Origin of the sequence: Acinetobacter rongchengensis, from assembly GCF_003611475.1 — a bacterium.
Taxonomy (GTDB): Bacteria; Pseudomonadota; Gammaproteobacteria; order Pseudomonadales; family Moraxellaceae; genus Acinetobacter; species Acinetobacter rongchengensis.
Genome location: NZ_RAXT01000013.1, coordinates 56,611 through 81,118 on the forward strand (window position 1 = coordinate 56,611; position 24,508 = coordinate 81,118).

Here is a 24,508-nt window from a genome sequence, read left to right on the forward strand (position 1 = left end):
GACTAAACACAATACTTAGTGGTTTAATTTAATTTAGAACACAAGATACGGTAATTTTTAAGGTAGATCAATATTGACATTTTAAGAATGTTTTATCCCTAAACAATAAATTTTTATTTGCTTCTTTCTTCCTAAAAGAACCGTTTTTGTTATATGCCTTATTTGACAAGGGCATAGCATAACAAAGTCCGCAAAGAGTGCTTATAGATAAGTGTGTGGATAAGTCAAAAAGAGATAAACTGTTTAGACATAATATGAACAATGAAATATTTTGTTTAAAAAACTATCTGGTTAAAGCATGTAAACAAGAATCTAAGCGGCATGTCTGTTTGTAAAAGAAAAGTGCCAATAATTCAATCATTAATAAAAATATAACAAATTGATGCACTCATGTATCAGTTTGGTGAATGAGGTCTTGTTTACATTGTAAACGTGTGTATATTGCAAAACATAGTGTGTTGAATCTGCGAGATTTGTACGCAGATACCGTAATTAAATACAGGGGCAAATAGATGAGCCAAGAAGAAAAGTTACCAAAAATTTTAATCGTTGAAGATGATGAGCGTCTGGCTCGCTTGACTCAAGAATATTTAATTCGCAATGGATTGGAAGTTGGGGTAGAGCCTGATGGTAATCGTGCAATTCGTCGAATCATTGCCGAACAACCAGATTTAGTTGTACTTGATGTAATGTTACCAGGTGCCGATGGCTTAACTGTTTGTCGTGAAGTGCGTCCACATTATCATCAACCGATTTTGATGTTAACAGCACGTACAGAAGATATGGATCAAGTCCTTGGTCTGGAAATGGGTGCAGATGACTATGTCGCTAAACCTGTACAGCCACGTGTTTTACTTGCACGTATTCGTGCTTTATTACGTCGTACGGACAAAGCACCTGAAGATGAAGTGGCACAACGTATCGAATTTGATGATCTAGTGATTGATAATGGTGGACGTTCAGTTACTTTGAATGGTGAACTTGTCGATTTTACCAGTGCTGAATATGACTTATTGTGGTTGTTGGCTTCAAATGCAGGTCGCATTCTTTCTCGTGAAGATATCTTTGAGCGCTTACGTGGTATTGAATACGATGGTCAAGACCGTTCGATTGATGTCCGTATTTCACGTATTCGTCCAAAAATTGGTGATGATCCAGAAAATCCAAAACGTATTAAAACAGTACGAAGCAAAGGTTATCTTTTTGTTAAAGAAACCAATGGTATGTAATAGCAATAACATTCATCCCTTTATGTGTCATTCCTTTTAAGGACAACTTCGGTGTCAAAACACAGCATATTCCTGCGTATCTACGCAGGACTTGTTATTCTTGTGGTTTTAGTTGCGCTATTTGGATATTTGTTGGTGCAAATCATCAACTATCAACGTGCGCAAGAATATCGTGAATCATTGACAGATGGCATTTCCTTTGTCATCAGTGAAGGTGTGGCACGTCAACAAACTGAACAACAACGTTTAGATTGGATTTCTGATGCATTTGATTTATTGGAATTGCCGATTTACTATTTGGATGCGCAGAAGGTTGATTTGTCACGCACCGAAGAAAAGCGTATAGAAAGCCAAAAAGCGGTTGTGCGCTATGATGCTGAACAGGGGATTGCCTATTTAGTTCTAGGCATTCGAAATGATCCTAAGCACTATTTATATATCAAGGTCGATCAAATCGGTGAGCGTCAAATGAAGGCCTTGCCTGTCTTTATTTTAGATTACTTGGTTTATTACCCTGGGCAAGAACGAGAATACCTTAAAAAAATCCAACAGCATTTTTACTATGATGTTGGGGTAGAAAAAATTTCTCAGCTAAATTTAGATTCTGAGCAAATTGGACGACTACGTTCAGATCAAAGCGTGATTTTATGGCGTGATAGTGCGACAGCACGAGGTACAACAATATCAATCGTCTCTCCATTACCTAACTCACCTACAGACGTATTGGTCATGGGGCCAGTGCCGATGTTTAACTGGATGCCAGTTAAATTGGCTGCGGGTATTACATTACTGAGCATGTTCTTACTGTGCTTAGGGGTTTATGGTTTGATTGTGCCAATGCAACGTAAGTTGAAACAGGTCAATGAAGCCTTAGATATTATGAAAACAGGGGATATGTCGCAACGTGTTCCTGTTGAAGGTCATGATGAAATGGCGAGCTTGGCGACCAGCTATAACAGCATGTCTGACCATATACAGCGTTTGATCGAGGCGCAACGCGAGTTAATGCGCGCCGTATCACACGAGTTACGTACTCCCGTTGCACGAATACGCTTTGGTATGGAAATGTTGGCCGATGAAGAAGATTATGAATATCGCTTACAACAAGTAGAAATGATTGATAAAGACATTGAGGCGTTAAATACTCTCATTGATGAAATCATGACCTATGCCAAGTTGGAGCAGGGCACACCTTCTTTAGATTTTGAAAAAATTGCTTTAATCGATGTATTGCAACAAGTCGCAACTGAAACAGAAGCGTTGAAAACCCAGAAAATCATTCATTTGAATCCACTTGCCGCAGATGTTGTTGTCGATGCTGAACGTCGTTATTTGCATCGTGTGGTGCAGAACTTGGTTGGTAATGCTGTGCGTTATTGTGATAACCAAGTTAATATCAGTGGTGGTATCGATCATCAAAAAAATATGGCGTATGTCTGTGTTGAGGATGATGGACCAGGGATTCCAGAAGAAGATCGAAAGCGTGTCTTTGAAGCATTTGCCCGTTTGGATGATAGCCGCACACGCGCTTCAGGGGGCTATGGTTTAGGTTTGTCGATTGTCAGCCGTATCGCTTATTGGTTTGGCGGAACCATTCAGGTCGATCAAAGCCCTGAATTAGGGGGAGCAAGGTTTACGATGTCATGGCCAATCAATCGCTTTAAAAAGAAAAAATCTTAATGATGAAAAACTTTATTGTGAATTGAAGCATGTTTGGAGTTTAAAATTTAAACGTGAATTTCGACGTAATCAATTGTTAGAAATCAATCGACATTAAAAAGCGCCAATCTAAGTTGGCGCTTTTTTTGTATTCAAGGTTTATTCTAGGGTGGTTGCATCAGGCACAATAAACGGTTTGCCTTCTTTTAATGATTGTAATGCATCAGCATTAAAGTCAATTAACAAGCTATTTTGTTCAGCATCAATTTTAAAACCACTGATAATTTTTTGATCCCCTTGAATGGTATCAATACGATATTCATCTGCAATATTCAAAATACCTTCTAAATTTGTCGTTGTTGCTGCTAAATCTTGACGAAACAGTTCGTAAATATCCCTGAGATCAAAAATAGCATTTTGCGCATCAGGGTGCTTTTTGACATAGTTTTCAAGATGACGAATGATCAATTGGGCAAACAGAAAATAATTAGGTTTACTTGAGAATTCCACGTTGTTTTTGCTCCTAAGTTATCGATTTAAAATTATTGATAAGTTATTCATTCTTAGCATACACAGGAAAATGATTGAATGTTGTATAAACTTAATTAATCCATGTTGTTAAATTGAAATTTTTCAATGCTTAAAGGCCGATTTATTTTGAGTGAGGTAGGTGAAAAGTAGGGACTTACATTGTTTAGTGTTTTAAACAAGAGATTTGATGTATGAAGTCAATATTTAATTTTGATAATTTTATATTTAAATAATGTTAAAATAATAATTATTTTTTTAATTTTTATCATAATTTGATAATTTGATTTAATTTCGCCTAGGTTAAATTTATTTTATTATATAGAATGTAACAAAATATTTATAAATTAAAATTCACAAATTGATCCAAAAAATTGATTTCATCGTAGAAAAAAGCACTAAAAAAGCACATTTTTATCTACTAGCATGGTACTAAGCTACTGATTTGTCATTTTTAATTCATATAGCACATTTGTAGTTCGGAAAATATAATGATAATAGAGGTTTATATTTAATAAAACGATAAAAAGCAGCTGTATTGGCTTAAATAATGCTGAATTATGTATTTTGCATAAAAAATCATCCGAAAGACTTAGAGTGATTGGCTAGCAAGAGATGACATCAATCGGGTACAATTGTTCAGATTTATTTTGTGTTTGGTGTATTTACTAGGCCAATACATACATTCTTTAGTTAATAATAGGCCTGCCAGGAGTTATCCCCGCATGAGTGCCATTACTCCATACGAATGGGCAATTATTGCCTTCGTGATCGGCGTTACATTTCTATGTGTTTTTATGCTCACAGTTCCTTTGCTCCTTGGGGGTAAATCTTGGGGACGTGCGAAGCAAGAGCAATTTGAATCAGGTGTGGTAAGTGCTGGTGGTGCACGTATCCGCTTATCTGCAAAATTCTATTTGGTTGCAATCTTCTTTGTCGTGTTTGACTTGGAAGCACTGTACCTATACGCATGGGCGAATTCTGTTCGTGAAGTGGGTTGGGTTGGTTTTGCAACTGCGGCTGTATTTATTTTAGTTTTGCTTGTTGGTTTGGTTTATGAGCTTTCAACGGGCGCACTTAACTGGGCACCTTCAGATCGTCGTAAAGCAGCAGGTATCAAACCTAAAGTAGGTGCGCCGAATATGGACCTTGCAGAGATTACCCGCTTCAACTCTATTGAAGAGTTAGTTGTTGACCCTACAGGTACAATTCCAGCTCAATCATCAGGTCGTGTGAAATCTAAATCTCCGACTATGTCACTGAATAAGGAGTAACTCGGGAATGAAATATACTTTAACCCGTGCGAATCCAGAAGCTGAGCAATATCCACTTCAAGATCGTCAAATTGTGACAGATCCACTTGAAGAAGAAGTGAATAAAAATGTGTTCATGACTCGTTTAGAGGACGTGGCACATACAGCTGTGAACTGGGGCCGTAAAAATTCATTATGGCCTTTCAACTTTGGTACGTCATGCTGTTACGTAGAATATGCAACGACTTTAACAGGTGTGCATGATTTATCACGTTTCGGTGCCGAAGTTATTCGTGCTTCACCACGTCAAGCCGATTTAATGATCGTTGCAGGGACATGCTTTGTAAAAATGGCGCCTGTAATTCAACGTTTGTATGAACAAATGCTTGAACCTAAATGGGTGATCTCAATGGGTGCATGTGCGAACTCTGGTGGTATGTACGATATTTATTCAGTTGTACAAGGTGTAGATAAGATTATTCCTGTTGACGTGTACGTTCCAGGTTGTCCACCTCGTCCTGAAGCACTCATCCAAGCATTGATGTTGTTACAAGACCAAATTCAATTAGAGCGTCGTCCACTTTCTGCAGTGATCGGTGATGATCTTAAGCCAGTGTATAAGCCAAAGATGATGCCTGAACGTGATCGTAAGAATGCAGAACGTATTGCTGTTAAAAACTTACGCTCTATGGACGAAATTGAGTAATTTTTACTGATGAATATTTGACATATCTGATGGATATGATCATCAGGAAATTTCACAGAATTTGTATTAAATAGGAAGCCAAGCCAATGGCTGAAACTGAAATTGCTATGCCAGAATCGACTCCAGTCGATTCACGCCCAGCATTTGCGATTGTAGAAGATCTCAAAGCCAAATTTGGTGAGAACTTTTACGTGCAACCGACGTTTGAAGATTTTCCAACGGTCTGGGTTGAGCGCGCACGTGTACAAGACGTTTTAATGTACCTGCGTACAGTACCACGTCCTTATGTGATGCTGTTTGACCTGTCAGCAGTAGATGAGCGTTTACGTACTCATCGTGAAGATTTACCTGCATCTGACTTTACGGTTTTCTATCACTTGCTTTCTTTAGAGCGCAATAGTGATATTCGTATCAAAGTCGCATTGAATGAGAATGATATTAACATTCCAACAGCGACCAATATTTGGCCAAATGCCAACTGGTACGAGCGTGAAGCTTACGATATGTTTGGGATCAATTTCGAGGGGCATCCAATGCTTCGTCGTATTTTGTTGCCGACGTATTGGGAAGGTCATCCACTGCGTAAAGAATATTCTGCACGTGCGACCGAATATACGCCGTATATGCAAGACAAAGCAAAACAAGATTTTGAACAAGAACATCTTCGTTTCGTTCCAGAAGACTGGGGTTTAAAGCGTGGAAATGACGATGAAGACTTCATGTTTCTTAACTTGGGGCCTAACCATCCATCTGCTCATGGTGCTTTCCGTGTAATTTTGCAGCTTGATGGTGAAGAAGTGAAAGACTGTGTACCTGATATCGGTTATCACCACCGTGGTGTGGAAAAGATGGCTGAACGTCAGACTTGGCACTCTTTCATTCCATACACAGACCGTGTGGACTACTTGGGTGGTTGTGCACAAAACATGCCTTATGTGATGGGTGTGGAGCAAATGGCAGGAATTACTGTTCCTGATCGTGCGCAATGTATCCGTGTGATGATGTCAGAATTATTCCGTATCAATAACCACTTGTTGTATATCGGTACTGCAATTCAGGATGCGGGCGGTATGACCCCTGTATTCTATATGTTTGCGGATCGTCAAAAAATCTATGACGCAATTGAAGCGATCACAGGTTTCCGTATGCATCCAGCTTGGTTCCGTATTGGCGGTACTGCACACGATTTACCAAACAACTGGCAAAAACTCATTCGTGAAATTCTCGAATGGATGCCTAAGCGTATGAATGAATACTACACCGCTGCATTGCGCAACTCAGTATTCATTGGTCGTACTCGTAATGTTGCACAGTACGATGCAAAATCTGCATTGGCTTGGGGTGTGACTGGTACTGGTCTACGTGCGACAGGTATTGATTTTGACGTTCGTAAATATCGTCCATACAGTGGCTACGAAAACTATGATTTCGAAGTGCCATTAGAGTATGAAGGCGATGCTTATGCACGTGTGATGGTGCATTTCCATGAAATCAACCAATCATTGAAAATCATTAAACAATGTTTGGATAATATGCCATCTGGTCCGTATAAAGCAGATCATCCATTGGCTGTTCCACCACCAAAAGACAAGACTTTACAAGATATTGAAACTTTGATTACGCACTTCTTGAGCGTGTCATGGGGTCCTGTAATGCCAGCAGGTGAAGCGTCTGTCATGGCTGAAGTTGTGAAAGGTGCATCTAACTATTACTTGACTTCAGATAAGTCAACAATGAGTTACCGTACCCGTATTCGTACGCCAACATTCACCCATCTACAGCAAATTCCTTCCGTGATTAACGGCAGTCTTGTATCTGACTTGATCATTTATTTAGCGACGATTGACGTCGTTATGGCTGACGTGGATCGCTAGGGGTAGACGCATTATGATGATTTTGACTGATAAAAAGCCACGTGTGAATGTCGAAGGGATTTTGACTGCGGATGAAATCCATGAAATTGAACATCACATTGGTCATTATCCATACCCACGTGCAGCATCTTTGGATGCGCTAAAGTGCGTACAACGCCGCAATGGCTGGGTGGATGATGCACAGCTACATGCGATTGCACAATTACTGACAATCAGTGTTGCTGATCTTGAAGGTGTTGCAACCTTCTATAACCGTATTTATCGCCAACCTGTTGGTCGTCACGTAATTTTATTGTGTGACTCAATTGCTTGCTTCTTGATGGGTGCGGAAACTTTGGCAGAAGCTTTTCAACGTGAATTGGGTATTCAATTTGGTCAAACAACCGCAGATGGTCGTTTCACTTTATTGCCAATCTGTTGTTTAGGTAACTGTGACAAAGGTCCTACTTTGATGATTGATGAAGATACTCACGGCTTGGTTGAAGTGACATCAATTCAACAGTTATTGGAGAAGTATGTATGAATACCGAACCAAAACCAATTTATGGCGAAGGTAACCCTGAAACCCATCCTTTAACATGGCGTTTGAGCAAGCAAGAATCTGTACGCAATGCAGATGATTATGAAGCACTTGAAGGTTATGCAGGCTTTAAAAAAGCCATCACTATGCCACCGAAAGATGTGCTTGAAGTGATTAAAGCTGCGACTGTAAAAGGTCGTGGTGGTGCAGGTTTCCCAGCAGGGATCAAATGGTCATTGATGGCACCAAATGATGGTGGTCCTCGTTATTTGATCTGTAATGCCGATGAGATGGAACCAGGAACATTCAAAGACCGTTTGTTGATGGAAAAACTTCCTCACCAATTGATCGAAGGGATGTTGATTGCTGCTTATACCCTTGAAACAACACAAGGTTATATCTTCATTCGTGGTGAATACATCGAAGCTGCTCAATATTTAAATGAAGCTTTAGAGCAAGTTCGTGCCAAAGGTTACTTGGGTGACAATATCCTCGGAACAGGTTGGAGCTTTGATTTACACGTGCATACAGGTGCTGGTCGTTATATTTGTGGTGAAGAAACTGCATTGATTAACTCGCTAGAAGGCCGTCGTGCGAATCCACGTACAAAACCACCTTTCCCGCAAGTTGCAGGTGCTTGGGGTCGTCCTACGATTGTTAACAACGTAGAGACCTACAACAACTTACCTGCAATTATGTTGCGTGGTCCTGAATGGTATATCAATCTTTCAGCAGGTAAGTCGAAAGATCCTGGTACAAAAATTTATGGCGCATCAGGTAAGGTGAGATTCCCAGGTTTATGGGAACTTCCGTTTGGTACCACTGCACGTGAAGTGATTGAAGACTATGCGGGTGGCATGCGTGACGGTTTAAAACTGAAAGCATGGTTACCGGGTGGTGCATCGACTGACTTTTTGGCAGCTGAACATATCGACCTTCCAATGGATGCTGAAAGCATCATGAAAGCAGGTTCACGTTTAGGTACGTGTTTGCTGATGGTCGTAGATGAAACGCAATGTATGGTTGCAGCGACACGTAACTTAGAAGAGTTCTTTGCACGTGAGTCATGCGGTTTCTGTACGCCTTGCCGTGATGGTTTACCTTGGGCAGTTAAAGCGCTTAAAGCAATTGAAAATGGTGAAGGGAAGATGGAAGACATTCAACATCTTCAGGAACTCACACGTAAATTGTGGATTGGTAAGACTTTCTGTGCTCACGCACCTGGTGCGATGGAACCACTTATGGGCGCACTCAAATATTTCCGTAGCGAGTTTGAAGCAAAAGTGACAGATCGTCCTGCTGCTCAAGCAAGCAACGTAGAACAAGTTTAAGGAACTCGACTATGGCTACAATTCATGTCGATGGAAAATCGTACGAAGTCAACGGCTCGGAAAACTTGCTACAAGCATGTTTGAGTCTTGGCATCGACATCCCATATTTTTGTTGGCATCCATCCTTAGGTTCTGTCGGTTCTTGCCGTCAATGTGCTGTTACTCAATATGCGAATCCAGAGGATACGCGTGGTCGTTTAGTAATGTCATGTATGACGCCAGCATCTGACAACACCTATATTTCGATTGAAGATAAAGAAGCAAAAGATTTCCGTGAATCTATCGTGGAATTTTTAATGACAAACCACCCACATGACTGTCCAGTTTGTGAGGAAGGTGGTCATTGTCATTTGCAAGATATGACCGTTATGACGGGTCATGATCGTCGTCGCTATCGTTTTACTAAGCGTACGCATCATAACCAAGAATTAGGTTCATTTATTGCACATGAAATGAACCGTTGTATCGCATGCTATCGTTGTGTTCGTTATTACAATGATTACGCTGGCGGTACAGACTTTGGTGTATATGCAAGTGCTTCACGTGTTTACTTTGGTCGTCCAGAGTCAGGTACTTTAGAGTCAGAATTCTCAGGTAATTTAACTGAAGTTTGTCCTACTGGTGTATTTACCGATAAAACACATTCTGCACGTTATAACCGTAAATGGGACATGCAGTATGCGCCGAGCGTATGTCAAGGCTGTTCTTCAGGTTGTAACATTTCACCGGGTGAACGTTATGGCGAATTACGTCGTATAGAAAACCGTTTCAATGGTGACGTTAACCAATACTTCCTTTGTGATAAAGGTCGTTTCGGTGCAGGTTATGTGAATCGTGAAGATCGTCCACGTCAACCACAATTCCGTAATGGTACTGAAGTCACTACAGTTTCTGTAGATACTGCTTTAGATACTGTGATTGAAAATATTCAAGGCAAAAAAGTTTTGGGTATTGGTTCGCCACGTGCATCGCTTGAATCAAACTACGCACTGCGTGAGTTAGTTGGGCAAGCGCATTATTCAACAGGTATGTCTCAAAAAGAGCAAAGCCTCGTTGAATTAGCAGCGTCTATCATGCAAACCGAAGGTATTTACAACCCTGGCATGCGTGAAATTGAAAGTTATGATGCTGTGTTAATTCTCGGTGAAGATTTAACACAAACTGCGCCTCGTATGGCATTGTCTGTGCGCCAAGCTGCGAAAAACAAAGCGAAGCAAATGGCTGAAGAGCGTCGCACACAAGATTGGTTGGCTGAACCTGTTCAACGTATTGGTCAAAATGCGAAATCTCCAATTTATATCTTGGCTGCAACACAAACACGCCTTGCTGATGTAGCGACAGGTGAAGTGGTTGCTTCTCCAAATGATATTGCACGATTAGGTTTTGCTGTTGCTGCGGCGGTGAAAGGTGAAACGATTCTTGGTTTGGATGATGATGCGAAAGCATTTGCACAAACCATTGCGGATACCTTAAAAGCTGCGAAAAAACCATTAATCATTTCTGGTACAAGCTTGCAAGATGCTGCGATTATGGAAGCAGCGACACAAGTGGCACAGAATTTGGGTGGCAATGCAGGCTTAACATTGACAGTTCCAGAAGTGAACTCAATGGGCTTGGCGTTGTTTGGTGGTTTGAGCTTGGAGCAAGCTTTTGCACAAGATTACGATTCAATCGTGATTGTGGAAAATGACTTATTCCGTCATTTACCAGCAGCACAAGTACAAGCTGCATTTGATAAAGCACAAAGCGTTATCGTGCTAGATCATTCTGAAACGGATACTGTAAAAGCTGCTGACATCGTATTGTCTGCTGCAAGTTTCGTTGAAGGTGATGGAACAGTGGTCAGCCAAGAAGGCCGTGCTCAGCGTTTCTATCAAGTTTATGATCCAAGTTACTACAAACCTGAACTTGCGATTAAAGAATCTTGGCGCTGGTTACATGCCATTGAGACTGGTGTGAAAGGTAAAGCAATTTCTTGGACGCTACTTGATGATGTTATCGAGTCAGTGGTTAAGAATGTTCCTGCGCTTGAAGCAATTCAAGATGTTGCGCCTAACGCTGGCTATCGTGTACATGGCTTAAAAGTTGCGCGTGAACCACGTCGTTACTCTGGTCGTACAGCAATACGTGCATTATTAAACGTACATGAGCCAAAACAACCTGTCGATAAAGACTCAGCATTAACATTCTCAATGGAAGGTTATGTGGGGCCTCAAAATGCATCTTCATTGGTTCCATTTGCATGGGCACCGGGTTGGAACTCTCCGCAATCTTGGAACAAATACCAAGATGAAGTGGGTGGGCATTTGAAAGGTGGCGATGCAGGTGTTCGTTTATTCGATCGCTTAGCAAAACGACCTGTACGTAGTTATGTTGCGCCTACAGCAATTGTTGCAAATCCAGACAGTTTCCGTTTAGTGCCAATGCACCATATCTTCGCTTCAGGCGAGTTCACAGTGAAAACTCCTGCTATGGAGTCACGTATTCCTGCACCTGTTTTTGCAGTAGGTGAACAAGATGCGAAGCGCTTAAATGTGCAAGATGGACAACAACTTACAATCAATGCTGGTGAGACAGTAATTCGTCTTCCTGTACAAGTAATTGAATATTTACCTTCAGGTTATATTGGTTATCCAGTAGGTCAAGCACCTACGGTATCTCTTGCTGAACCTGTATCTGTGGCGGTAGGAGTGTAATCATGAATGAAACTTTACGCGCCCTACCAACATGGGCTCAGGACTGGCCAATCGCTTATGCAGTGATTCAAGCCATCGTGATCTTGTTGGTCGTGGTTTTGCTTGCTGCTTTGATGTCGTTTATTGAACGTCGTTTGCTTGGCTTATGGCAAGACCGTTATGGTCCAAACCGTGTTGGTCCTGGTGGTATGTTCCAGATCGTTGCTGACATGCTTAAAATCATGTTCAAGGAAGACTGGACACCAAAATTTGTTGATAAACTTACATTCCGTCTAGCGCCAGCAGTTGCAATGGCAACTGCGGTACTTTCGTTCATGGTTATTCCTGTTTCACCTTATTTAGGTGTTGCAGACATGAGCATCGGCTTATTGTTCTTTATGGCAATGGCTGGTATCGCAGTGTATGCCGTGTTATTTGGTGGTTGGTCATCAAATAACAAATATGCGCTACTTGGTGGTCTACGTTCAGCAGCTCAAACCATTTCTTATGAAGTCTTTTTAGGGATTTCATTGATGGGTGTGGTTGCAATTGCAGGTTCATTTAACTTGCGTGACATTGTAGAAGCTCAACGTGATGTATGGTTTGTTATTCCTCAGTTTATTGGCTTCATGATTTTCGTGGTTGCTGGTGTTGCGGTAACGCACCGTCATCCATTTGACCAACCAGAAGCAGAACAAGAATTGGCTGAAGGTTACCACGTAGAATACGGTGGTATGAAATGGGGGATGTTCTTCGTTGCTGAATATGTCAACGTTATCCTAATTTCAGCACTCATCGTGACCTTATTCTTCGGTGGTTGGTTAGCGCCATTCAACTTAGATATTCCATTCATCCCAGATGCGTTCTGGTTCATCGCAAAAACAGCATTCTTTGTAATGATGTTTGTCTTGGCTCGTGGTTCGTTAATGCGTCCACGTTATGACCAAGTGATGAACTTTGGATGGAAGGTATGTTTACCACTGGCGTTGGTTAACCTTTTGGTGACTGGTGCTGTGATTCTGATGAATCAAGCCTAGGACAGCAGGGAGTACAAAATGTATAAAATTCTAGCTGGAGTCGGGTCAATTGTTCGTTCGTTGTGGATGGTATTTAGCCATGTTACACGTAAACGTGACACGATTTTATATCCTGAAGTACCAGCCGAACAAATCGTACCTCCACGTTACCGTGGTCGTATTGTGTTAACTCGTGATCCAGATGGTGAAGAGCGCTGTGTTGCGTGTAACCTATGTGCGGTTGCATGTCCAGTAGGTTGTATTTCATTGCAAAAAGCGGAAAAAGAAGATGGACGTTGGTATCCAGAATTTTTCCGTATTAACTTTTCACGCTGCATTTTCTGCGGTATGTGTGAAGAAGCATGTCCTACAACTGCAATTCAGTTAACACCAGATTTCGAACTTGGTGAATATGTTCGTCAAGACCTTGTTTATGAGAAAGAAAACTTACTTATTTCAGGTCCTGGTAAATACCCTGATTACAACTTCTATCGTGTAACGGGTATGGCAGTTGACGGTAAAGAAAAAGGTCAAGCGCAACGTGAAAGCGCACCTGTTGACGTACGGAGCTTATTACCATGATGTGGCCATTTTATTTAATGGCTCTCGTGGCCATAGTTTCTACGGTTCGTGTTGTGACCAATGCGAATCCAGTACATGCACTGTTGAGTTTGATTGTTTCATTACTTGCAGTTGCAGGCATTTTCTTGACGATTGGTGCGCCATTTGCAGCAGCATTAGAAATTATTGTTTACGCAGGCGCGATCATGGTTTTGTTCGTGTTTGTGGTCATGATGCTCAACCTTGGTCAACATACAGTTGATCAAGAACGTAAATGGCTAACTTCTGATGCATGGGCTTATCCAGCACTCATGAGCTTTTTAATTGGCTTATGTTTAGTATGGAGTTTAGGCTCGGATTACACAGCGTCGGGTGCAGTAATTGGTGCTCAAGTGGTGGGTCCAAAAGCAGTTGGTCAAGCACTTTTTACACAATACTTATTATTGGTTGAAGTTGCTGCAATGTTATTGCTCGCAGCGCTTGTTGCAGCATTCCACTTAGGCAAACGTGAACCTAGTGCAGAAGGGGATAAAGAATAATGGGCAACATTCCTTTAGAACATGGTTTGATCGTTGCATCTATCCTTTTCGCACTGGGCTTTTACGGTGTGATGGTACGTCGCAACTTATTATTTATGTTAATGAGCCTTGAAATTATGATGAATGCGGCTGCGCTTGCATTTGTTGTAGCAGGGAGTGCATGGGCGCAACCTGATGGGCAAATCATGTTTATTTTGATTTTAACGCTAGCTGCGGCAGAGGCGTGTATCGGTCTTGCGATCGTCCTTCAGTTCTATCATCGCTTCCATCACTTGGATGTAGATGCTGCTAGTGAGATGCGCGGATGAGTTATTTATATTTAACGATTTTATTCCCGCTCATTGGTTTTGTCCTTTTAGCGGCAGGACGTAATAAACTTCCTGAAAATGTAGCAGCAATCATTGGTGCGGGTTCAGTTGGACTTTCTGCATTATTTGCTTTAATTGCTGGTATGGATTTTGTGAACAATGGGTCTGTTGCTCAAACACAACATCTTTGGACTTGGTTCAACGTGGGTGGTTTTGCTCCAGGGATTAACTTGCACCTAGACGGCTTATCATTACTGATGATGGGTATGATCACAGGTGTAGGTTTCCTGATTCATATCTTTGCAACATGGTATATGCGTGGCGAAGAAGACTTTGCTCGTTTCTTCTCTTATTTCAACCTGTTCGTTGCAAGCATGTTGGTGCTTGTATTGGGTGACAACTTGGCGTTGTTATTCTTGGGTTGGGAAGGCGTAGGTCTATGTTCTTATCTCTTAATTGGTTATTACTACCAAAACCCTGCAAATGGTTTTGCTGCGATTAAAGCTTTCACAGTAACACGTGTGGGTGATGTATTCTTACTGATTGCGTTGTTCTTGCTTTATCAGCAATTTGGTACTTTGCATATCGGAACGATTGTTGCAAATGCATCTCAAGTTTTGGCACTTGACCATAATCTTGCACTTTGGACTTCACTGATGTTGTTCTTGGGTGCTGCGGGTAAATCTGCGCAAATCCCATTACAAACATGGTTGGCAGATGCAATGGCTGGTCCTACACCAGTATCTGCATTGATCCATGCTGCAACAATGGTAACAGCTGGTGTTTACTTGTGCTGCCGTATGTTCTCTGTGTTTGAAATGACGCCTGAAGTGATGCAGTTCATTTCGATTACAGGTGCAGTCACACTATTGGTTGCTGGTTTTGCTGCATTGGTTCAAACCGATATCAAACGTATTCTTGCTTACTCTACAATGAGTCAGCTCGGTTATATGTTTATGGCTGTTGGCGCTGAGGCGTACCAAGCAGGTTTATTCCATATGCTTTCACATGCATTCTTTAAGGCATTGTTATTCTTGTCTTCTGGTGCAGTGATTTTGGCTTACCATCACGAACAAAATATTTTCAAAATGGGTGGCTTGTTCTATAAGAATAAATTCCTATTTGCATGTTTTGCGATTGGTGGCGGTGCATTAGCTGCGATTCCATTTGTGACGATCGGCTTCTTTTCTAAAGATGCGATTCTTGGTGCCGTTTGGGTTCAAGGTCAATCTATAGCGATGTATGGTTGGTTATATTGGGTGGGTGTAGCAGGTGCGTTCTTAACCTCGATTTATACATTCCGTTTAATTTGGGTTGTATTCTTTGGTCAAGAAAACACACCGTATCACGAAATCAAAGGTGCGACTTACTGGGCTCCATTGGGTATTTTGGCGGTACTTTCAACAGGTTTGGCTTATTTCATAAAAGCACCTGTAGAAAAAGCATTAACAGCTGCAAATATTCCAGCATTTAACATTCCGACAGAAGAATTAGTGCATGGTATGCATTCTGCTGAATATACAGCAGTGGGTATTGCATTGGCTGGTTTAGCTGTGGGTATTGTTTTATTCGCATTTGCATATAAAGCAGTGAAAGGCTTTGCCGAAACTTCTTTGGGTGCTGGTCTTGTTAATATTTGCCGCAATGCATTTGGTTTTGATTCGTTATACAACCTTGTTTTTGTTCAACCGTATTTACTCTGTGCGAAAATTTTTGGTCGTGATCCGATTGACGGACTATGGCTAGTTTTACCTGCAATTGTGAAAGGTGGTAATAAATTTACAAGTGCCCGTCAGACAGGTTCATTACGTGAATATGCATCAAGTATGTCACTCGGTATAGTGGTGTTGTTGATGATCTTGATCGTGATTCAGGTAGTGGGGAAATAAGATGGAAATGACAAACAATTGGATCTTACCCGCACTGATTCTTGTACCTTTTATTGCAGGTTTCGTTTGCTGGTTAGTTGATAAACTTGATCAACATTTGCCGCGTTATATTGCCTTAGTCGGGATGCTCCTGACTTTGGTGCTGACCATTGTATTATGGAAACAAGGCGGATTTAGCTATGAGTTGGGTGCAAAAACACCAACTTGGGCTGCAGAATTCTATTTACCTTGGATTAAAACACTCGGTATTAACATTCATCTCGCTGTTGATGGTCTTTCACTGTTGATGGTTGGCTTAACTGCATTACTGGGTGTACTAGCAGTAGGCTGTTCATGGGGTGAAATTCAAAAGAACGTTGGTTTCTTCCACTTAAACCTTTTATGGTCTTTGGGTGGGGTCATTGGTGTTTTCCTTGCGATTGATTTGTTCTTGTTCTTCTTCTTCTGGGAGATGATGCTTGTTCCAATCTATTTCTTAATCGCACTTTGGGGACACAGTGGTGCAGATGGTAAATCACGTGTTTATGCTGCAACCAAGTTCTTTATCTATACTCAAGTCGCTGGTTTAATCATGCTGATCGGTATCCTAGGCTTAGTGGTCTATGGTTACATGATGACAGGTATGATTGGGTTCGATTACAACTACTTACTTGCCGTTGCGAACACTCTTGATGCTCAAGCACCTCATGTTGCATATGCATTGATGATCTGTTTCTTTATCGGTTTTGCGGTAAAACTTCCAGTTTTCCCTCTACATGGTTGGTTACCAGATGCGCATGCTCAAGCACCTACAGCGGGTTCTGTAGACTTGGCAGGTATTTTGATTAAAACGGCTGCTTACGGTTTATTACGTTTTGTTATGCCGTTTTTCCCAGCAGCTTCTGCGCAATTTGCAGATATTGCGATTATTTTAGGTTTGATCGGTATCTTCTACGGTGCTTGGTGTGCTTTCCAACAAACCGATATGAAACGCTTATTGGCATATACATCAATTTCTCATATGGGCTTTGTTTTACTTGCGTTATACGCAGGTAACATTTTGACATTCCAAGGCTTGATGATCATGATGTTGGCGCATGGTTTGTCATCTGCTGCATTGTTCATTATGTGTGGTCAAGTGTATGAGCGTTTACATACACGTGATTTACGTTTGATGGGTGGTATTCGTGGTCAGTTCCAGTATTTACCATTCTTCTTAATGTTCTTTGTCTGTGCGCTAGTCGGTATTCCAGGTTTGGGTAACTTTATTGGTGAATTCCTGATCCTTATGGGTTCATTTGCGAAATTCCCAACATTTACTATTATTGCTGCAATCAGTTTGGTATTTGCGGGTCTGTATGGTCTTATTTTGATTCATAAAGCCTTGTTTGGTACGCCAAATGAAGCGCAGAAACAGCATTACCAAAGCCCTTTAAAAGATTTAAATACACGTGAAACTGTAATTTTATTAATCTGTGCTTTCGGCTTAGTTTGGTTAGGTATCTATCCTCAATCATTCTTGGATATTTCAAATTCAAGTATGGCATGGTTGGCAAATAGCTACATTCCAGTTCAAGAAGTTGTCGATGTTACTCAACAAGTAGTTTCACAACAAAATGTGGAGATCCAATAGTCATGAACTTCACAATGTCATTTTCGGATCTCATGCCTTTAGCGCCTGTAATGATCGTAGCGTTAACTGCGATCGTTGTGATGATCTTAACTGCAATTAAACGTAATCATAATTTGATTGCGACAGCTTCGGTTGTCGGTTTAAACCTTGCAGCAATTGATGTTTTATTTATGATGTTCGGCGGTGCGTATGCACCATCGAATGTGATGAATATGTTTATGGTTGATCCATTTACATTGCTTTATCAGTTAATCATTATTATTGCTGCATTGGCTTGCTGTACTTTATCTCATGCTTATATTGAAACGTATAAGGATAATCGTGAAGAGCTGTATATCTTAATGTTGATCTCTGTTGCAGGGGCAATGTTAATGGTGGCAAGTTCACATTATGCATCTTTCTTTATTAGCTTAGAGTTAATGTCTATTCCTGTTTATGGTTTATTGGCTTATACACATCAGCGTACAAAGTCTTTAGAAGCGGGCGTTAAATATTTAGTTCTCTCTGCAACTGCTTCTGCAATGTTGCTTATGGGGATGGCTTATTTATATGCTTATACGGGTTCATTGGCATTCTATGAATCTTTCCAAGCATTATTTGAAGCGATTAAGCAGCCAATGGTTGTGTTAGGTTTAGGTTTAATTACTTTTGCAATTGCCTTTAAACTTTCACTTGCACCGTTCCATAAATGGACACCAGATGTTTACCAAGGTGCGCCAGCGCCAATTGCAACTTTTCTTGCGACGGTTGCAAAGGTCGCAACGATTGGTCTAATGGTTCGTTTTATTCTTACTTCTGGTGCGATTCTTGTTCCATCAGTTGTAACGATTATTACAGTTATAGCCGTACTCTCTATTTTAGTGGGTAACTTCCTTGCAGTACGTCAAGTAAACTTGAAGCGTATTTTGGGTTATTCATCAATCGCACACTTCGGTTATTTACTGATTGCATTGGTGAGTATGACTTATGCAAGCTTAGGTAGCGTCAGTGTTTATGTGGTGACCTATACATTAACCACGATTGGTGCATTTGGTGCTGTTGCGTTGATGTCTAGTCCTTATAACAATGTTGATGAAGCAGAGTCTCTTGCGGATTACCGTGGCCTGTTCTGGCGCCGTCCAGTATTAACCGCGACATTAACGGTTATGATGTTGTCATTGGCGGGTATTCCATTAACTGCTGGTTTCATTGGTAAGTTCATGGTGGTTATGGCTGCTGTAACGACACAACATTGGTTCTTAGCCGCAATGGTTGTTGTGGGTAGTGGTATCGGTTTGTATTACTACTTACGTGTTATGGTTGTGATGTATATGACACCACCTGAAAATCCACGTATTGACGCAGTTGATCATTGGGGACAAAAAGTGGGTGGAATCATGGTACTTGGTGCAGCTGCATTGGTATTGTTGATTGGTATTTATCCAGATCCAATTATTAATTTTGCATTGAAATCAGAAATTTTATCACCGATACATTTTTTGATGTCTCAACAGCAATAATGTACAAAAACCATCATTATTAACAAAAAAAGCCCTCATTCGTTGAGGGCTTTTCTTATCTCTAATATAAAAAACATTTATAATAGTAGAAATTTACTTTTATCTTTTTAGGTGTTCTCCCGTGTCTATTCAAGAAATTCGCCATCCGCTCATTCGTCATAAATTAGGTTTATTACGTCGTGCTGATATTAGTACTAAGAATTTCCGTGAGCTTGCCCAAGAAGTAACCATGCTGTTGACTTATGAAGCAACAAAAGATTTACCAGTATGTGACCATGAAATTAGTGGATGGGCGGGGAATGTCACTGTAGATCGTATTGCAGGCAAAAAAATTACTGTCGTGCCGATTTTGCGTGCAGGGATTGGAATGTTAGAAGGTTTTTTAAATCTGATTCCAAGTGCTAAAGTTTCAGTTTTAGGTTTAGAGCGTGATGAAGAAACACTTGAAGCACGTACTTATTATAAAAAATTGGTTCCTGATGTCCAAAACCGTATTGCAATGATTATTGATCCGATGCTTGCAACAGGCTCTTCTTTAGTTGCTGCGATTGATGTGCTTAAAGCAAGTGGTTGTAAAGATATTCGTGTTATGGTTTTGGTTGCGGCGCCAGAGGGGATCAAGCGTGTAGAAGAAGCACATCCTGATGTGACGATTTTTACTGCATCTGTAGATCAAGGTTTAAACGAACATGGTTATATTGTCCCTGGTCTTGGTGATGCAGGAGATAAAATTTTTGGTAGTGTGCAAAAAGATTAAAATTTAGTATGATCTAAGGAGATTATTTAATCTCCTTTTTTTACGCTTTTAAAAGAGAACAAAAATGTTTCGTAAAGGCATTGTTACTTTTTTTGATGATCGTTTAGGTTTAGGCCATATAGAATTAGTGGCGGATCATCAACAAATTACTTTTAAATTAGAAAATTTTTCAAACACTGCACTTTTGCCACAAATTGGTGAACGGGTCAAATGTATTGTTGTCGAAGAACATGGTGAGTTTCTAGCTAAATTTATTGTTCGTTTAGATCATAAAAATTATGTCGCTGATAAAAAGAAACCGTTGGCTTCGCAGTATGCCTATGATGAAAATTCCTTTGAGAATGTTCGTAATTCAAGGAAAATTCTGAAGAAAAGAAGAATTTCAGCAGACCATATTGCGCATGAAAATGAACATTCTTCTGAAAATACTCCAATTGATCAGGTCAACGTTGCACCTGCGAAAGATGAGACTCAGCTTAATAGCATTAAGAATATATTTGCTACGCAGTCGACTAAAACGGTTCAATTCCAACACGTTGCAATTCAACCGCAGATTATCAAAAGCAGCTCTTATACTGAAGCATTTGTTGAGGCGATTAAGCCAATTCAGATTAAAGAATCACAACCGATTGTAGATAAACAGATTGTTGAACCAGTTGAAATCGTTCAACAAGTAGAAACAACTGAAGCTATTCAACAGATTCAGGTTGAACAAGTACAACCCGTTGTTGATGAAGTTGTGGTTGTTGATACTCAACAATCAATTGTAGCTGAAAAAATTGTTGAACCAGTTGAAATCATTCAGGAAGTAGAGACGACTGAGGCTATTCAACAGATTCAGGTTGAACAAGTACAACCCGTTGTTGATGAAGTTGTGGTTGTTGATACTCAGCAAGCGATTGTAGCTGAAAAAATTGTTGAACCAGTTGAAACCGTTCAGGAAGTAGAAACGATTGAGGCTATTCAGCAGATTCAGATTGAACAAGTACAATCTGTTGTCGATGAAGTTGTAATTATTGATACTCAGCAAGCGATTGTAGCTGAAAAAATTGTTGAACCAGTTGAAACCGTTCAGGAAGTAGAAACGACTGAGGCTATTCAAAAGATTCAGGTTGAACAAGTACAACCTGTTGTCGATGAAATTGTAATTGTTGATACTCAACAACCAGTTGTAGCTGAAAAGATTATCGAACCAGTTGAAATCATCCAACAAGTAGAAACGACTGAAGCTATTCAACAGATTCAGGTTGAACAGATTGTTGAACCTGTTCAGAAAGTAGAATTAGCTGAACCACTGCAAAGTGCTTTGAACATTGAAAAGCCAACAGAGCATATTCCAATAGTCGTTCAAGCTGTTGATACTACGCCAGTTGCAGATGCTTTTCCTCCAGTTAAAGCCAAAGCAGAACCAAATGCAAATGCTATAGAGCGACAAAAACAGTTACTTGAACGGCAATTGCTTGAAAAAAATATGAACTTAACTGCTTCGCAAAAGTTTATACAAAAAATGAAGGTTAAATTTTTATATTCAAAACGCAAGCAAACTCAGACAAAGTCAGATGTTAAAAAGCAATTTAATTTTAATCCGTGGATATTGGTTACTGGTGTGGTGTTATTGGGTGTTATTAATTTAGGTTTCTATGCGCGTGATCAATATACAGAATATAAAAATGACAGTTTATTAAAACTGCAACAGTATGAACAAGCTCAGAAAGAAGAAATTAAACGTCAGAAGAAAGAAGCCACTTCACGATAAATTCATTTTTTTAAATGACTTATCTGATCTGAAATAACAAGAGATTTATTTTCAGATTCGACTAAAAAATAAAGCTCCAATCGGAGCTTTATTTTATTCTTCACAAAATTTCATAAAGGCTTTTAAGCCAGGTCCTTGATATTTTTGGCGGTGAACTAACATGAATAAAGGACGAGTAAGCTGCCAAAAAGGTGTGTCGAGAATGACCAATTGACCTTTATCAATCAAGGGTTGAATGGCAAGTTTTGAAATACATGACATGCCTAAACCACCCGCAACAATTTTTAAAATCGCTTCGTTATGTCCGAGTGTTAATCTAATATTGGCATTTGGAAGATCTTTTAAAATAGCATTATCAAAAACTTCACGTGTTCCTGAACCTTCTTCACGTAAAATCCACTCAGTTTGATAAAAATCTTCAGGTCTTAATGGGCGATTAAGATTCGCCAATGAATGATTTGGTGAACAGCATACGGCAAGCTCGTCATCACGCCAATGAATGCATTGGAGTTGAGGCAAATAACAAGAACCTTCTATCAATGCTAAGTCTAATTGGAATTGATTAACCGCTTCGATCATTTGACGAGTATTCCCCACTTGCAATTGTAAATGTGCTTGTGGTTGAACTTGTAGAAAATCCGCCATTAAATCAGGCATTAAATAATCGCTAATGGTGAGGGTTGCACCAATTCTTAAGTCGATACTTTGTAATTCACCTTTTGCTGCTTGTTCAAAAGCTTCACAGCGCCCCAAGATTTCAAGTGCCTGAGGGAGTAAAAAACGCCCTAAATCATTTAACTGTAAACGTTTCCCAAGACGATCAAATAAAGGAGCACCTAATCCATCTTCCAAGTCTGCCAAAGCCATACTTGCAGCACTTTGAGTCAACCGAACTGCATCACTCGCTTTGGTAACAGTACCTTCCTGAGCAACAGCTACGAAAACAGCCAATTGGCGTAAAGTCATTCGCATGTTTAGAGCCTTAACATTTTAAATATTCATAAATTATATAGTCATGCTACCATGAGCACTATCTTTCATGCCACGTAGAAATCATGTCAATTGAAAAATTTAGCGTAGAAAAAGTTTTGTCTGTTCGTCGCTGGACCAATACACTTTTCAGTTTTACCATGACCCGACCTGCACATTTCAAGTTTACAGCAGGACAATTTGCGCGAATCGGTTTGAAAGTCAATGATGATTTGATCGTCCGAGCCTATTCTGTCGTTTCATCCCCATTTGACGAAACCTTAGAATTCTTTTCAATCGTTGTCCCCGATGGTGCATTTACTTCAAATTTACAGCATCTCCAAGTGGGAGATGAATTGTATTTAGAAAAAATTCCTTATGGCTTCTTAACTTTAGCACGTTATCAGTTACCTTTACCAAAAGATTTATGGTTATTGGCAACTGGGACAGGCTTAGCGCCGTTTATTTCCATGCTACAAGATTTTGAAACATGGGCTAAATACCAACAAATCAATTTAGTCTATAGCGTAAGAACAGCATCAGAGTTGGCTTATGTAGACCGTATTCAGGAAATTGCTGAAACATTTGGTGAAGGGCATACAGGTTTTAAATTTATTCCAATTATCACGCGTGACCCCGATGCAATCCTACATGATCGTTTGCCTATTTTGATTGAAAATGGTGAATTGGAAAAAGTGGCTGATTTAAATTTTAACCCTGAAACGACCCATGTCATGCTCTGTGGAAATCCACAAATGGTGGATGACACCAAAGCGGCTTTAAAAGCACGTGGATTAAGTATGAACCGCCGTGGTGAAGGGAATATTGCTGTAGAAAATTATTGGTAAATTGTGTTGGGCTCAATGATTAATTTTTTTCATTCACGATAAAGTGGCTTGCAAAACAACAGAATTGATCTATTGATTTGTAATTGTGCATTGATCATCAATGCACAAACATGTCCATGAAGCCACGTAGTTCTTGAATCGCTGTATCGATATCACTGCTCAACCATGTCGGTTCGAAGAATCCTGCATAATGTTCTAAACGTTCTTGGGGAACAACTAACCGAATAGGGCAATCTTCTTCGATTAAACGCCAAGGAATGATAGGAACTTCATTATCCAAAAAGGCTGCTACATTGCGAATATCAATAATCATCGCATTGATACAGTCTGGCAGAGGCATCACAGAAAATTCATCGGTTCGCCGACGAAAGTATTCTAAGTCACCCCATTTAACCACATAACTTGGCTTGCTAAATTCAATAATTCCAATCAAATGTTCATCACGAGAGGTATGCAAGTAGCATTGATGTGTGACATCAGTGTCTAAATCCAGTGCGACACTTTGTCGTTGATAAGCCATATCTACTTCAATAGCCAAAAAATAGGGTACATATTATAGCTTATTTATCGGTTGAGAACCGCGCATGCTCAAATTTACTTTCGTTTAAAATATTTTACACAACTGCACAGATTAACTTGCTAATATAAAAATACATCATATAGATGGAGGTAGAAATTATGCGACACGATTTCAGCAAACCATCTCATGTAACCAGTGCAGAAGAGATTACTCATAAAAAACGTTTACCCGTTTATATGTTGATTCTTGTAGGGGTATTTCTTGTTGCGATGATGCTTTACATGATAGCGAACTGGGTCTGATGAATTAAAAACATGAGTCCCAAGATAATGAAGAACGATTAATCTATACAACTCTAGCCATATTCATATTGCTAGAGTTTTTTGCTTTTTAGATTTTTGATTATTCACTTATTTAAAATTAAGTAGTTTAGTATTTGTTTTTATTCTTAAAAAATAA

The 24,508-nt window shown here is 40.0% G+C and carries 21 protein-coding genes and 1 pseudogene; 19 read left to right on the forward strand and 3 right to left on the reverse strand.

The genetic code is table 11. The features are described 5' to 3' along the window. Nucleotides 1-512: 512 nt before the first annotated feature. Both bfmR and bfmS read left to right on the forward strand, forming a co-directional pair. A complete protein-coding gene (gene bfmR / locus D7V20_RS08645) occupies nucleotides 513-1,229 on the forward strand; it encodes a response regulator transcription factor BfmR (protein ID WP_120383902.1) in 717 nt (238 codons plus the stop codon). Nucleotides 1,230-1,280: 51 nt separating this feature from the next. After that, nucleotides 1,281-2,909, forward strand: a complete 1,629-nt coding sequence (bfmS, locus tag D7V20_RS08650; RefSeq protein WP_120383903.1) for a sensor histidine kinase BfmS — start codon at nucleotides 1,281-1,283, stop codon at nucleotides 2,907-2,909. A 138-nt stretch (nucleotides 2,910-3,047) separates the two neighbouring features. On the opposite strand, the gene D7V20_RS08655 is transcribed toward bfmS, so the two are convergent. Beyond that, on the reverse strand, nucleotides 3,048-3,398 hold the full coding sequence (locus tag D7V20_RS08655) for a hypothetical protein (protein WP_120383904.1): 351 nt from the start codon (nucleotides 3,396-3,398) through the stop codon (nucleotides 3,048-3,050). Between the two features lie 743 nt (nucleotides 3,399-4,141). Here D7V20_RS08655 and ndhC point away from each other — a divergent pair. The 15 genes from ndhC to D7V20_RS08730 all read left to right on the forward strand — a co-directional run bounded on the left by ndhC (nucleotide 4,142) and on the right by D7V20_RS08730 (nucleotide 21,712). Further along, a complete protein-coding gene (ndhC, locus tag D7V20_RS08660) occupies nucleotides 4,142-4,690 on the forward strand; it encodes an NADH-quinone oxidoreductase subunit A (RefSeq protein WP_120383905.1) in 549 nt (182 codons plus the stop codon). Between the two features lie 7 nt (nucleotides 4,691-4,697). Further along, nucleotides 4,698-5,375 carry a NuoB/complex I 20 kDa subunit family protein gene (locus D7V20_RS08665; RefSeq protein ID WP_010115110.1) on the forward strand — a complete coding sequence of 226 codons (678 nt, stop codon included), beginning with the start codon at nucleotides 4,698-4,700 and terminating at the stop codon, nucleotides 5,373-5,375. Between the two features lie 86 nt (nucleotides 5,376-5,461). Further along, nucleotides 5,462-7,249: an NADH-quinone oxidoreductase subunit C/D gene (gene nuoC, locus D7V20_RS08670; protein ID WP_120383906.1), complete on the forward strand. Its 1,788-nt coding sequence runs from the start codon at nucleotides 5,462-5,464 to the stop codon at nucleotides 7,247-7,249. A gap of 13 nt (nucleotides 7,250-7,262) precedes the next feature. Next, on the forward strand, nucleotides 7,263-7,772 hold the full coding sequence (gene nuoE / locus D7V20_RS08675; RefSeq protein ID WP_010115112.1) for an NADH-quinone oxidoreductase subunit NuoE: 510 nt from the start codon (nucleotides 7,263-7,265) through the stop codon (nucleotides 7,770-7,772). Beyond that, entirely contained in the window at nucleotides 7,769-9,100 is a 1,332-nt protein-coding gene (gene nuoF / locus D7V20_RS08680; protein ID WP_120383907.1) for an NADH-quinone oxidoreductase subunit NuoF, read from the forward strand. The genes nuoE and nuoF overlap by 4 nt, the downstream gene beginning before the upstream one ends. Before the next feature lie 11 nt (nucleotides 9,101-9,111). After that, nucleotides 9,112-11,796, forward strand: a complete 2,685-nt coding sequence (gene nuoG / locus D7V20_RS08685) for an NADH-quinone oxidoreductase subunit NuoG (protein ID WP_120383908.1) — start codon at nucleotides 9,112-9,114, stop codon at nucleotides 11,794-11,796. Nucleotides 11,797-11,798: 2 nt separating this feature from the next. Beyond that, nucleotides 11,799-12,812, forward strand: a complete 1,014-nt coding sequence (gene nuoH / locus D7V20_RS08690; RefSeq protein ID WP_120383909.1) for an NADH-quinone oxidoreductase subunit NuoH — start codon at nucleotides 11,799-11,801, stop codon at nucleotides 12,810-12,812. An 18-nt stretch (nucleotides 12,813-12,830) separates the two neighbouring features. Beyond that, nucleotides 12,831-13,373, forward strand: a complete 543-nt coding sequence (nuoI, locus tag D7V20_RS08695; RefSeq protein WP_120383910.1) for an NADH-quinone oxidoreductase subunit NuoI — start codon at nucleotides 12,831-12,833, stop codon at nucleotides 13,371-13,373. Continuing rightward, a complete protein-coding gene (nuoJ, locus tag D7V20_RS08700) occupies nucleotides 13,373-13,891 on the forward strand; it encodes an NADH-quinone oxidoreductase subunit J (protein ID WP_171407791.1) in 519 nt (172 codons plus the stop codon). The genes nuoI and nuoJ overlap by 1 nt, the downstream gene beginning before the upstream one ends. Next, complete coding sequence (gene nuoK, locus D7V20_RS08705; protein WP_004827952.1) at nucleotides 13,891-14,199, forward strand: NADH-quinone oxidoreductase subunit NuoK; 309 nt, start codon at nucleotides 13,891-13,893, stop codon at nucleotides 14,197-14,199. Before nuoJ ends, nuoK begins: the two co-directional genes overlap by 1 nt. Continuing rightward, entirely contained in the window at nucleotides 14,196-16,088 is a 1,893-nt protein-coding gene (gene nuoL, locus D7V20_RS08710; RefSeq protein ID WP_120383912.1) for an NADH-quinone oxidoreductase subunit L, read from the forward strand. Before nuoK ends, nuoL begins: the two co-directional genes overlap by 4 nt. Before the next feature lie 7 nt (nucleotides 16,089-16,095). After that, entirely contained in the window at nucleotides 16,096-17,700 is a 1,605-nt protein-coding gene (nuoM, locus tag D7V20_RS08715; protein WP_171407792.1) for an NADH-quinone oxidoreductase subunit M, read from the forward strand. Between the two features lie 2 nt (nucleotides 17,701-17,702). Further along, nucleotides 17,703-19,199, forward strand: a complete 1,497-nt coding sequence (gene nuoN, locus D7V20_RS08720) for an NADH-quinone oxidoreductase subunit NuoN (protein WP_120383914.1) — start codon at nucleotides 17,703-17,705, stop codon at nucleotides 19,197-19,199. Between the two features lie 121 nt (nucleotides 19,200-19,320). After that, nucleotides 19,321-19,956 carry a uracil phosphoribosyltransferase gene (gene upp / locus D7V20_RS08725; protein ID WP_120383915.1) on the forward strand — a complete coding sequence of 212 codons (636 nt, stop codon included), beginning with the start codon at nucleotides 19,321-19,323 and terminating at the stop codon, nucleotides 19,954-19,956. 64 nt (nucleotides 19,957-20,020) lie between these two features. Further along, entirely contained in the window at nucleotides 20,021-21,712 is a 1,692-nt protein-coding gene (locus D7V20_RS08730) for a hypothetical protein (protein ID WP_120383916.1), read from the forward strand. Nucleotides 21,713-21,805: 93 nt separating this feature from the next. Here the strand turns inward: D7V20_RS08730 and gigC are convergent, their stop codons facing one another. After that, a complete protein-coding gene (gene gigC / locus D7V20_RS08735) occupies nucleotides 21,806-22,684 on the reverse strand; it encodes a LysR family transcriptional regulator GigC (RefSeq protein WP_120383917.1) in 879 nt (292 codons plus the stop codon). Between the two features lie 83 nt (nucleotides 22,685-22,767). On the opposite strand from gigC, the gene D7V20_RS08740 reads away from it, so the two are divergent. Then, entirely contained in the window at nucleotides 22,768-23,529 is a 762-nt protein-coding gene (locus D7V20_RS08740) for a ferredoxin--NADP reductase (RefSeq protein ID WP_120383918.1), read from the forward strand. A 97-nt stretch (nucleotides 23,530-23,626) separates the two neighbouring features. On the opposite strand, the gene D7V20_RS08745 is transcribed toward D7V20_RS08740, so the two are convergent. After that, nucleotides 23,627-24,049, reverse strand: coding sequence for a hypothetical protein (locus tag D7V20_RS08745; protein WP_120383919.1), 423 nt, complete (start codon nucleotides 24,047-24,049; stop codon nucleotides 23,627-23,629). A gap of 158 nt (nucleotides 24,050-24,207) precedes the next feature. On the opposite strand from D7V20_RS08745, the pseudogene D7V20_RS19840 reads away from it, so the two are divergent. After that, nucleotides 24,208-24,342 (forward strand): annotated as a pseudogene (locus tag D7V20_RS19840) (hypothetical protein); the annotation flags it as partial. Nucleotides 24,343-24,508: the final 166 nt, after the last annotated feature.